This window comes from Streptomyces sp. NPDC020884 (genome assembly GCF_044333935.1).
Lineage (GTDB): Bacteria > Actinomycetota > Actinomycetes > Streptomycetales > Streptomycetaceae > Streptomyces.
Window position 1 is genome coordinate 176,920 of sequence record NZ_JBIRRY010000002.1, and the last position, 11,390, is coordinate 188,309.

General features: G+C 70.2%; 7 protein-coding genes. 4 read left to right on the forward strand and 3 right to left on the reverse strand.

The window, feature by feature from the left end:
• Positions 1-150 precede the first annotated feature (150 nt).
• The 4 genes from ACH4UK_RS07680 (at position 151) to ACH4UK_RS07695 (ending at position 5,126) form a co-directional block, all read left to right on the forward strand.
• The gene (locus tag ACH4UK_RS07680; protein WP_398355091.1) at positions 151-3,399 is read left to right on the forward strand and encodes a nitrate- and nitrite sensing domain-containing protein; all 3,249 of its coding nucleotides are present in this window, start codon (positions 151-153) and stop codon (positions 3,397-3,399) included.
• Positions 3,400-3,409: 10 nt separating this feature from the next.
• Positions 3,410-3,823, forward strand: coding sequence for a roadblock/LC7 domain-containing protein (locus ACH4UK_RS07685; RefSeq protein ID WP_073727376.1), 414 nt, complete (start codon positions 3,410-3,412; stop codon positions 3,821-3,823).
• A gap of 90 nt (positions 3,824-3,913) precedes the next feature.
• Positions 3,914-4,564, forward strand: a complete 651-nt coding sequence (locus ACH4UK_RS07690; protein WP_398355092.1) for a DUF742 domain-containing protein — start codon at positions 3,914-3,916, stop codon at positions 4,562-4,564.
• Positions 4,545-5,126, forward strand: coding sequence for an ATP/GTP-binding protein (locus ACH4UK_RS07695; RefSeq protein WP_014048542.1), 582 nt, complete (start codon positions 4,545-4,547; stop codon positions 5,124-5,126). Before ACH4UK_RS07690 ends, ACH4UK_RS07695 begins: the two co-directional genes overlap by 20 nt.
• A gap of 78 nt (positions 5,127-5,204) precedes the next feature.
• On the opposite strand, the gene ACH4UK_RS07700 is transcribed toward ACH4UK_RS07695, so the two are convergent.
• The 3 genes from ACH4UK_RS07700 to ACH4UK_RS07710 form a co-directional block, all read right to left on the reverse strand.
• Positions 5,205-5,408, reverse strand: a complete 204-nt coding sequence (locus ACH4UK_RS07700; RefSeq protein WP_398355093.1) for an acyl-CoA carboxylase subunit epsilon — start codon at positions 5,406-5,408, stop codon at positions 5,205-5,207.
• 71 nt (positions 5,409-5,479) lie between these two features.
• Complete coding sequence (locus tag ACH4UK_RS07705) at positions 5,480-7,063, reverse strand: acyl-CoA carboxylase subunit beta (RefSeq protein WP_398355094.1); 1,584 nt, start codon at positions 7,061-7,063, stop codon at positions 5,480-5,482.
• A 288-nt stretch (positions 7,064-7,351) separates the two neighbouring features.
• Positions 7,352-11,218: an endo-alpha-N-acetylgalactosaminidase family protein gene (locus ACH4UK_RS07710; protein WP_398355095.1), complete on the reverse strand. Its 3,867-nt coding sequence runs from the start codon at positions 11,216-11,218 to the stop codon at positions 7,352-7,354.
• Positions 11,219-11,390 lie beyond the last annotated feature (172 nt).

Genomic DNA, 11,390 nt, shown 5'->3' on the forward strand with positions numbered 1-11,390 from the left:
CTGAGGTCTGGACCACTCGGAATCGTTGATTCCGAGTGTTTGGAACGGGGCCGGTCCCCGTGCTGCAATTCGACGAACTCCCCAGTAGTACGGCCCTGAACGAATAATCCGGCACAGCGTAGGTGCCGACGCCGAGAGGTTGTTGGTCGAGTGAGGCGAAGCAACGAGGGCTCCGCGGCACAGCCCGAGCGGGGCAACTTCACCCCGCCGTCGCGCGCTGTGGCGTCCCCTGCGGAGGTGTCCGGCACGGAGCCCGCCGAGGGCGGCAGCACCAGTCGGCTGTCCCCGCGCAACTGGCGGGTGGCCACCCGGCTGAACGCGATCCTCCTGATCCCGGTGCTGGTCGGCCTGGTCATGGGCGGCTTCCAGGTGAAGGGGTCCATCGACACCTGGAGCGAGGCGCAGGAGGCCGAGAAGATCGCGGTCGTCGTGCGTGCCGCGTCCGACTACGGACAGGCGCTGCTGAACGAGCGGGACCTCACCGCCGACCCGCTGCTCTCGGGCGACCGGGACGCCGACGTGGTCGAGCAGACCCGGGCCACCACCGACGAGGCGGCCCGGAAGTTCGACTCCGCGGTGCAGGAGATGCCGGCGAAGCCGGGCCTGGAGCGCCGGCTGAAGCTGTTCAAGGGCGAGGAGCCCAAGCTTCCCGAGCTGCGCAAGGCCGCCTACTCGCAGGCCCTGGACCCGGTGAAGACCGAAGAGGGTTACACCCAGGTCCAGCACTCGCTGATGGAGTTCTCCAACGAGCTCGGCCTCGGCACCGGCAACATCACCAGCTACGGCCGTACCGTCTACGCGATCGAGCTGTCCAAAGCTGCAGAATCGCTTCAGCGCTCGATCGGCATGCACCTGCTGGTGCGCCCGAGCCAGAAGCCCGGCACGTACAACGACCAGGTCAAGGCCTTCGGCTCGTACAACTACCTGGAGCAGATCGCGCTGGGCGAGTTCAACTCCGGTGGCACCCAGGCCGACGTCGACCGCCTCAAGCAGGTCATGAGCGGCAAGGCGGCCGAGGGCGCCAAGCAGCTCAAGGCGGCCAAGGAGCAGGCCGAGGCCGCGGGCAAGCCCTTCGTGGCCCCGCCGAGCATCGACGGCTCGGTCTTCGACGGCATGGCCCAGGAGATCGGCAAGGGCCAGGACCCGAAGGACCTGGCGGCCAAGGGCATCACGCCCGAGACCTGGATGGCGGCGGCGACCGCGAAGTTCGAGGGGTACGCCACCGTCGAGGACGAGCTGGTCACCAAGGCGGTGGACGAAGCCGCGAAGATCTCCTCCGACGCCAAGACCGACGCCATCGTCAACGGCCTCATCGTCGTCATCGCGCTGCTGGCCGCGTTCATCCTGGCCGGGCTCATGGCCCGCCAGATGAGCCGCTCGATGCGCCAGCTGCGTACCGCCGCCTTCTCCATCGCCGAGCAGCGGCTGCCCTCCCTCGTCGACCAGCTCTCGCGCACCGACCCGGGCCGGGTCAACACCCGGGTGCAGCCGATCCCGATCACCACACAGGACGAGATCGGCGAGGTCGCGCGCGCCTTCGACCAGGTGCACCGCGAGGCCGTCCGGCTCGCCGCCGAGCAGGCCATGCTGCGGGGCAACGTCAACGCGATCTTCACCAACCTCTCGCGCCGCAACCAGTCGCTCATCGAGGGCCAGCTGACCCTCATCACCGACCTGGAGAACAACGAGGCCGACCCGGACCAGCTGGAGAGCCTCTTCAAGCTGGACCACCTGGCGACCCGGATGCGCCGCAACGGCGAGAACCTCCTCGTCCTCGCGGGCGAGGAGCCCGGCCGCCGCTGGAACCAGCCGGTTCCGCTGGTCGACGTGTTGCGGGCCGCCTCCTCCGAGGTGGAGTCCTACGAGCGCATCCAGCTGACCGGGGTGCCGGAGAGCGAGATCCACGGCCAGGCCGTCACCGACCTCGTGCACCTGCTGGCCGAGCTGCTGGAGAACGCCACTACGTTCTCCTCGCCGCAGACCAAGGTCAAGGTCACCGCGACCCGGCTGCCCGACGGCCGGGTGATGGTCGAGATCCACGACAAGGGCATCGGCCTCACCGCCGAGGACTTCGCCGACATCAACCACAAGCTGGCCAACCCGCCGACCGTGGACGCCGCGGTGTCCCAGCGCATGGGCCTGTTCGTGGTCGGCCGGCTGGCCGACCGGCACGGGATCCGGGTCCAGCTGCGCCCCTCGGGCGAGCAGGCCGGGACCACCTCGCTGGTCATGCTGCCGGACGCCATCACCCACGGTGGCGGTGGCCAACCGAACGGCGGTCAGGACGACTTCACCGTCTCCTCGATCATCCCCGAGCAGCAGCAGGCCTTCGAGCCGGCGCCGCAGCAGGCCCCGATGCGCACGGCGGCCGAACTCGGCTTCGACGACTCGCGCTACGACGTCCCGGCGGACCCGACCCAGCTGGACCCGGTCGGCCGCTCGCTGATGCGCGAGGAGCGCAGGGCGGCCCTGGAGGCCCAGACGGGCGTGGGCGGCCCGTTCGGGGACAACTCCCAGGAGCAGCAGGGCTACGCACCGGAGCCGTACGCGGGCGACCCGTACGGCGGGCAGCAGCAGCCGCAGCAGCAGGGCTACGCCGATGAGCGCTACGGCCAGGACCAGTACGGCCAGCAGTCGCAGCAGCCGCAGCAGGAGCAGTACCAGGGGTCGTACGAGCAGCAGCAGTACGGCGCCGAGAACGGTTATCCGCAGCAGCAGGATCAGCAGCACCCGGGGGACGGTTACCCGGAATCGGCGTATCCCGTTCCGGATGACCGGCAAGGGCAGTACGCCGACGCGTACACGGCTCCGGCGGACCAGTCCCACCAGGATGACTGGCCTGTTCAGAGCGGTTTCCAGAACACTTATGAGCCGATTGCTCCCGACGCATCGGAATCTGTTCCGAGCACGCCCGCGGAGTCATCGGAGCGCGTAGGCTTCGATCGTCCGGGGCCCACCCCGAACGTCGGCCACGAGCTGACCGAAGCCGGTCTGCCGCGCCGCGGCGGTCAGCAGCACTGGCAGCCCGGCCCCGGCGGCCGCGGGAACGACCAGCCCACTGCGGTTCCGCAGCGGCAGCCGCAGCAGGAACAGCGGCAGGACCCGCAGACGGACAAGGACGGCACCGACGACTGGCGCTCGACGAACGACGAGCGCTGGGAGCGGGCCGAGAAGCTCCGTGAGCCGAAGGCGGGCGGAATCACCCTCTCCGGTCTCCCCCGGCGCGTGCCCAAGGCCAACCTGGTCGAGGGCACGGCGGAGCAGACCCAGCAGGGCGGCCCACAGGTCTCCCGCGCACCCGAGGACGTCCGCGGCAGGTTGAGCAACCTGCGGCGGGGGATCCAGCGGGGACGCAGCGCGGGGTCGGACACCAGTACCACCTACAACCAGGAGCGTTAGTGTGAGCCCGATGAGCCAGGCGGCGCAGAATCTCAACTGGTTGATCACCAATTTCGTGGACAACACCCCCGGGGTGTCGCACACGGTGGTGGTCTCCGCCGACGGACTCCTGCTGGCGATGTCCGAAGGTTTCCCGCGCGACCGCGCCGACCAGCTGGCGGCCGTCGCCTCCGGTCTGACGTCGCTGACCGCGGGCGCCTCGCGGATCTTCGAGGGCGGCGCCGTGAATCAGACCGTTGTGGAGATGGAGCGGGGATTTCTCTTCCTCATGTCCATTTCCGACGGATCTTCGCTCGCCGTTCTGGCCCACCCGGACGCCGATATCGGTCTGGTTGGGTACGAAATGGCCCTTCTGGTCGACCGCGCGGGCGGTGTTCTGACTCCGGACCTCCGCGCCGAGCTTCAGGGAAGTCTTCTTAACTAGTAGGCAGACAGTGCGTTTCTCGCCACCGCGCCATAAAGTGCGGTGGCGCGGCCCCACTGGGATCGGCGATCGGCAGTCGGAGGAGGAGACGTGGCAGCACCCACAGATGGGCACCCATACAACGGTGACCAGAGGGTTCCGGGTGAGCACGGTGACAACCGTTTCGGCTTCCCTGCCGCACCCGGCGGTCAGGGACCGGGGCAGTATCAGCCATACCAGCAGCCACACCAGCAACAGCCGCCCCAGAGTGCTCACGGCGGTCAGGGGTCCGAGTGGCCTCCGCAGCAGCCGGGCGCGGGGTGGCCGCAGCAGCAGCCCCAGCGGTACGACGCGCCCCGGCAGCCGCGCATTCAGCCGGTGCAGCAGCAGCGGCCTCCGGCACCTGACCAGCCCGCCGCGCACAACCCGTTGGTCCGTCCGTACGCCATGACCGGCGGCCGGACCCGGCCGCGGTACCAGCTCGCCATCGAGGCGCTGGTCAGCACCACGGCCGATCCGTCCCGGCTGCAAGGGCAGTTGCCCGAGCACCAGCGGATCTGCCGGCTCTGCGTCGAGATCAAGTCGGTCGCCGAGATCTCGGCCCTTCTCTCGATCCCCCTCGGCGTTGCCCGGATCCTCGTCGCCGATCTGGCCGAGGCCGGGCTCGTCGCTATCCATCAGCCCGGCGGCGACGAGACCGCCGGCGGCCAGCCAGATGTGACACTGCTCGAAAGGGTGCTCAGTGGACTTCGCAAGCTCTAGCGGCGGAGCAGCCCGCTCCACTACCTCGGCGAAGATCGTGGTGGCAGGGGGCTTCGGCGTGGGTAAGACCACGTTTGTCGGTGCCGTTTCGGAGATCAATCCGCTGCGCACCGAAGCCGTGATGACGTCCGCATCCGCGGGCATCGACGACCTGACCCACACCGGGGACAAGACCACCACGACGGTGGCCATGGACTTCGGACGCATCACCCTGGACCAGGACCTGATCCTGTACCTCTTCGGTACACCCGGACAGGACCGCTTCTGGTTCATGTGGGACGACCTGGTCCGCGGCGCCATCGGCGCCGTCGTCCTCGTCGACACCCGCCGCCTCGCCGACTGCTTCCCCGCAGTCGACTACTTCGAAAACAGCGGCCTCCCCTTCGTCATCGCCCTCAACGGCTTCGACGGACACCAGCCCTACACCCCCGACGAAGTACGCGAAGCACTCCAGATCGGGCCGGACACCCCGATCCTGACAACGGACGCCCGCCACCGCGCGGACGCCAAGAGCGCGCTCATCACGCTGGTCGAGCACGCCCTGATGGCACGCCTGCGCTGAGGCGTCCGGGAGACACGAGAAGGGCCCCGCTCCTCCCTCGGGAGGAGCGGGGCCCTTCTCGTCGTGCCGGGTGAGCGGTCAGCCCTGCCAGCTGTGCGGGGCGCGGAAGCCCGGCGTGCGCTCCAGGCGGCGCCAGCCGGCGGTGTCACGGCCGCCGAACACGGCGGCGGGCGGCTGGGCGGCGGCGCGGGCCATCAGGACGGCGGTGATGGCCGCCAGCTCCTCGGGGTCGGCGTGCCCCTTCTCGACGCGCAGAACGGACTCGGCGGAAGTCAGGCTCATGGTGCGGTGTCTCCGTCTTCTCGGCAGGCTGTCGTGGACCGCGCGGCGGATCGCGCCGCTGCGGAGGAGGACTACTGCGGGGGGTTGCCGTGCTTGCGGGACGGCAGGTCGGCGTGCTTGTTGCGGAGCATGGCGAGCGAGGCGATGAGCACCTCGCGGGTCTCGGCGGGGTCGATGACGTCGTCGACGAGGCCGCGCTCGGCCGCGTAGTACGGGTGCATCAGCTCGGCCTTGTACTCCTTGACCATGCGGGTGCGCATGGCCTCGGGGTCCTCGGCGTCGGCGATCTGCCGGCGGAAGATGACGTTGGCGGCGCCTTCGGCGCCCATCACGGCGATCTCGTTGGTCGGCCAGGCGTAGGTGAGGTCGGCCCCGATGGACTGGCTGTCCATGACGATGTACGCGCCTCCGTATGCCTTCCGCAGGATCAGCGAGATCCGCGGCACGGTGGCGTTGCAGTAGGCGTACAGCAGCTTCGCACCGTGCCGGATGATCCCACCGTGCTCCTGGTCGACGCCGGGGAGGAAGCCGGGGACGTCCAGAAGAGTGATGATCGGGATATTGAAAGCGTCGCACATCTGAACGAAGCGTGCGGCCTTCTCGGAGGCTTCGATGTCCAGCACCCCGGCCAGCGCCTGCGGCTGGTTGGCGACGATGCCGACGACCTGGCCGTCCAGACGGGCCATCGCGCAGATGATGTTGCGGGCCCAGCGCTCGTGGATCTCCAGGTAGTCGCCCTCGTCGACGAGCTCCTCGATCACCTTGTGCATGTCGTAGGGGCGGTTGCCGTCGGCCGGGACCAGGTCCAGCAGGACGTCGCCGCGCCGGTCGGCCGGGTCGTCGCTCGGAGCCGTCGGCGGGTTCTCGCGGTTGTTGGAGGGCAGCATCCCGAGGAGGTAGCGGACCTCGGCGATGCAGGTCTCCTCGTCGTCGTACGCGAAGTGCGCGACGCCGGAGGTCTCGGCGTGCACATCCGCGCCGCCGAGGCCGTTCTGGGTGATCTCCTCGCCGGTGACCGCCTTCACGACGTCCGGTCCGGTGATGAACATCTGCGAGGTCTCACGGACCATGAAGACGAAGTCGGTGAGCGCCGGGCTGTAGGCCGCGCCGCCCGCGCACGGGCCGAGCATCACGCTGATCTGCGGGATGACGCCGGAGGCGCGCGTGTTGCGCTGGAAGATGCCGCCGTAGCCGGCGAGCGCCGAGACGCCCTCCTGGATACGGGCTCCGGCGCCGTCGTTCAGCGACACCAGCGGGGCACCGGCCGAGATGGCCATGTCCATGATCTTGTGGATCTTCGTGGCGTGGGCCTCGCCCAGCGCACCGCCGAAGATCCGGAAGTCGTGCGCGTAGACGAAGACCGTGCGGCCCTCGACCGTGCCCCAGCCGGTGATGACACCGTCGGTGTAGGGCTTCTTGGCCTCCAGGCCGAACCCGGTGGCCCGGTGCCGGCGGAGCTGCTCGACCTCCTTGAACGAATCCGGGTCCAGCAGCAGCTCGATCCGCTCCCGTGCGGTCAGCTTCCCCTTGGCGTGCTGCGCCTCGGTCGCCCGCACACTCGGTCCGCGCCGCGCCTGCTCGCGCAGGGCCAGCAGCTCGGCCACCCGGCCTCGGGCGTCGTTCGGCTCACCCTGGATTTCGTCCACAACGGTCATGTACCGACCCTACGAACCCCGACCCAGAAATCGCGCCGTCGACTCCGTACAGTCTCCTGCCCGGTTTCGTGGTGGGAGTGAACAGAACCGTTGGGCCGTGCAGGCGATCCACCAGCGAAACGCCGCCTCGGCTTGTGGAAACCCCACAAAGAATCGGTGTGCTGTGGGCCACACGCCACGGAGGGGGCCGAAGAAGGCCCCCTCAGTATGGCCCAGCGTTGCGGGGCGACGGGCCGAAGGGGCGGTTCCGGTTCCGGATCCGCCCCTCCCCCGCACCGATGGAGCCCATCAACTCCCGCAGTGGAAGCGGGCGTTGCCCCAGTCGGCGTGGTCGTTGCCATTGCCGTCGCCGCCGTCCTGGACGACCAGCTCGACGTACTGCGCGCCGGTGACATCGGCGGTCAGCTTCCAGGCCGGATCGGCGGCCCCCAGCACCGGTGACGCCACCTGCTCCGCGCCGTCGGCGGTGACCGAGAACCGCACACTGCCCCGGGTGGTCTGGACGTCGTCCACGCCCACCTCGGCGGTGAAGGCGGTGCACTTCCCGCCCAGGTAGTAGCGGATCTTCGCCGGGGCATGCGTGCCCAGGCCCTGGGCGTAGCCGACGCCGCCGATCTTCAGGGGGCCGCCGTCGCCGGCTCCCGCCTCCCCGTTGGACTGGTCGCGCTCGACCGGGCCCCAGCCGTTCTCCGAGGCGGTCCAGTCGATGTCGCCGGCCCAGCTGTCCTCGGTGGGCGGCGGCGGGAGGGTGCGGACGGAGGTATCCGCGCCGAGCGTGCGACCGGCTCCCCCGACGGCGTACGTGGCCTCCGCGCCCAGTGCGTACGTGTCGTAGGGGGCGTCGACCGGCGGGGTGACCCGCCAGCTGCCGGTGACCTTGGCGCCCGGGGCGACCGTGTCGAAGGCGACCGCGCCCACCGGCTCGGCCTGCCATCCCTCGGGCACGGTCAGCGCGAGCTTCACGCCGGTGGCGGGGGCCGCCTCGTCGTTGCCGAAGGTCGCCTTCACCGTGTTCGGGGCGCCGGGCTCCAGGGTCTCGGCGTCGGCGGCCACGTCGAGCGTCCCGCAGACGGCCTCCTGTCCGGCGGGGGCCGGGCCGAGGTCGGTCACGGTGAAGTCGTCGAGCACGAAGTCCGCGCCCTCGGGTGCTCCCGACAGCTTGCGCAGCCCGGTCCAGGTGTCGCCGCAGCCCGCGGTGAGCGTCCGGCTGAAGTGCCCGTCGGTGCGCTGCTGACCGATCGGGGTGGCCCGGGTCTCGGTCGAGGTGGCCTTGCCGTCGGCGACCCTGTCGTAGCCCTCGACCCAGCTGTAGGCGCCGGCGTGGCTGGACCGGTAGTCGAACGCGACCGTGTAGCGGTGGCCGTCCTTCATCGGGACGGTCCAGGGTGCGGTGCGGTAGACGAGGCCGGTGTTCTCCTCGTGGGACTTCAGGGACTCCTTCCCGCCGAGCACGTCGTCGATCAGCTTTCCGTTCCAGCCCGCCTGGGTGTACGGGGCGTGGAGCTGCGAAATGCTGGTGCGGGGGTCGGTGGAGCCGCCCGCGTTGCCCTTGAGGAAGGGGCCCCAGCCCTGGTCGACGGCCTCGAAGTCCTCGTGGGCCACCGTGCCGGGGCGGGTCGCGGGGGCGTTCTCGACGATCCGCGCGTCATCGGTGCGCACCTTGGCCGTGGAGCCCGCGGCCGCCTCGATCCGCAGGGTGGTGCGGCCGTTCGCGGGGGCGGTGAAGTTGACCTTGGCGCGCTGGAAGGAGGTGCCGTGCCAGTCGGACGCGGCGACGAAGTCCTCGGCCGTGGAGCGCTCGACGGCCACCGACTTCCCACCGGCGCTCAGCGTGGTGCGGCGGCTCTTGCCGGGCTCCACCTCGACGAGGGCGGAGGCGGTGTAGCGCTTGCCGGGCTCGAGGCCGGTGACGGTCTGCGCGAGCGCGGCCTTGCCGGAGCCGGAGAGTTCGGCGCTGTTGCGGCCCTGCTCGTCGGTGTCGCGGACGGCGGTGCCGCTCGTCGTCCAGCCCTTGAGGTCACGGTCGTTGAAGCCGGGGTCCTTCAGCCTGCTCCCCTTCCCCCAGTCGGCCCCGGTCTCCTTCGGCGCGCGGTCGGGGTAGAGGACGTAGGGCTGTCCGGCGGTGGCGGTCAGCGTGATCCGCCCGTCGGCCGGGCGGACGGTGGAGACCTTCTCCCGGCCGTTGTCGGTCAGCTTGTAGAGGGTGTACGCGCCCTTGCCGGGCACCTCCCAGCTGCTGGCGCCGCCGGTCTCGCTGTAGTGGTACAGCTTCTTGCCGCCGTCCCACGGCAGCAGGTAGTCGGTGCCGCTGAGGACCTTGCGGCCCTGGTCGTAGAAGGTCCGCCTGCCGTTCTCGACCGTGCCGCGCACCCCGCCGGTGAAGGTGATGTCATCGCCGTCCCAGCGGGTGATCCGCTGCTGCTGGAGGTACTTCGCGGGCAGGTTCTTCTGCCAGATGTTGGCGGTGAAGGCGTTCCAGTCGGTCTCGCCGGTCCAGCCCTCGAAGTCCTCCAGGGCGCTCTGGCCGAGGACCGGGTCGTCGTTCCAGATGTCCTTCTCGCCGTTGCGGATGAACCGGATGATCTGCGAGTTCAGCCCCTTGTTGGTGGCTCCCCCGTAGTTCAGGTCGTTGGCCCAGTGCGACCAGAGCGAGGCGCGCTCGAACTTGTCGGCCCACTCGGTGCCGACGGTCCAGCCCTGCTTCTGGACGGCCTGGATCGTCTTGTCGGCGATCCAGCCGTGGCTGTAGTAGACGTCGATGTAGAGGAAGTCGAGGTTCTCGTGGGTCTCGTCGCGCAGTTGCTGGAAGCGCTGCGCCAGGTCGCCGCTGTTGATGTCGCGGCGCTGGTCGATGTAGTAGCTCTGGTTGAGCCAGTTCCAGCCCGGCTTGGTCTTGTCGACGAGCTGCTCGTCGAAGGCGTTGGCCTCCGGGTAGGACTCGGTGGCGTTGACGTGGACGCCGAAGTCGGCGCCCCACTTCTTGCCGTCCTCGAGCAGGGTGTTGAGGTCCTTCAGCCCGCCGGCCCGCTTGTTGTAGTTGCCGCCGTAGTCCGGGTGGGCGGAGTCGTGGCCCTCGGAGCCGTACCCCTTGAGGACGGCGAGCTGGCCGAGGCCGTCGGTGGCCTTCGAGATCCGCTTGACGTCGTCCAGGGTGCGCAGGAACGGGTGGGTGGCCTGGCTGGCGAAGTTGAACGGGATGTGGGTGACGACCCGCTTCGCGGTGTCCTCGCTGCCCGGCGCGGTGACGCCGATCGAGCGGAAGGCCAGGGCCCCGTCCTGCCAGTCGACGGCCCGGTCGCCGTTGGCGTCCGGGGTGACGACGACCTTGGCCCACGGCAGGTTCTCGCCGCTTTCGGGCTTCGGCGCGCCCTCGCCCCGGTAGGTCCACTGGCCGGACCAGACGCCGACCCGGACGCCGCCGTCCTCGGTGCGCGCCTGGTGCCAGAAGCGGGCGTCGTCGCCGCCGGTGGCCCCGGCGGGCTTGTCGTACGAGGAGTTGGACTCGATCGCGGCGGCGAGGGAGCCGGTGTTGAGGATCGCGTAGCTGGCCCCGACGGGCGCGGCGTCGGGCTTCGTCCCGTCGGTGATCTTCGCGAACACGTCGGCGGTGCGGGTGGAGTCCGGATCCAGTTTCGTGAACGCGGTGGCGGCCCCGGCCTCGGCGGAGCCGACGGAGATCAGGTCGTGGCCCGGGATGTCGATCGTGCCGACCCGGAACGCGGCGGTGTCGCGGACGGCGGTCACCTTGAACGTGGTGGCCCGCCCGGAGACGGTGAGCGAGGCGTCGATCTCGACGCCCGGCAGGGAGTCGAAGGCGAGGGTGTAGCGGGCGGCGGAGCGGGTGGTCTTCGGTGCGCCCTTCAGTTTCACCGGGTGGGCGGTCCCGTTGAGGGTGACGGCGGTGACGGGCCGGGTGCTGCCGAGCAACTGCTTCCCGCTCGCCCGGTCGGTGTACGACAGGACGCGCGGGAAGTCGTCGGCGACGGCGACGGCGAGCCGGTCGGATCCGATGACGGCGGATCCTGCTGACTCCGCCGCCCCGGCCGGGGTGGGGGACGGATCGGCGGCTGCGGCGGGGAGGGCGGTCCCCACGAGCGCCAGGGCGGCTGCTGAGGCCGCGGCGACCAGGCCGGGGAGAGGGAATCTTGGCGACATGGCCCCTGAGTAGTCGCCGTGTCCGGACACCGTCAACGAACTTCGGCTCCGGGGGCGGACTCCGTCCAACAACCCCGGTGCGTTAGTCCAAGTCAGGCGTGCGCGGGCCGGGTCGCGCGCCTGTTCATCTCTTGGTCGGCCACGCCCCCGCGCGGTCACGGTTCGCACCCAC

Bases quoted from the DNA above. Each gene is read 5' to 3' on its own strand.
- ACH4UK_RS07705 (WP_398355094.1), bottom strand. From the start codon at position 7,063: ATGACCGTTGTGGACGAAATCCAGGGTGAGCCGAACGACGCCCGAGGC.
- ACH4UK_RS07710 (WP_398355095.1), bottom strand. From the start codon at position 11,218: ATGTCGCCAAGATTCCCTCTCCCCGGCCTGGTCGCCGCGGCCTCAGCA.
- ACH4UK_RS07685 (WP_073727376.1), top strand. From the start codon at position 3,410: ATGAGCCAGGCGGCGCAGAATCTCAACTGGTTGATCACCAATTTCGTG.
- ACH4UK_RS07700 (WP_398355093.1), bottom strand. From the start codon at position 5,408: ATGAGCCTGACTTCCGCCGAGTCCGTTCTGCGCGTCGAGAAGGGGCAC.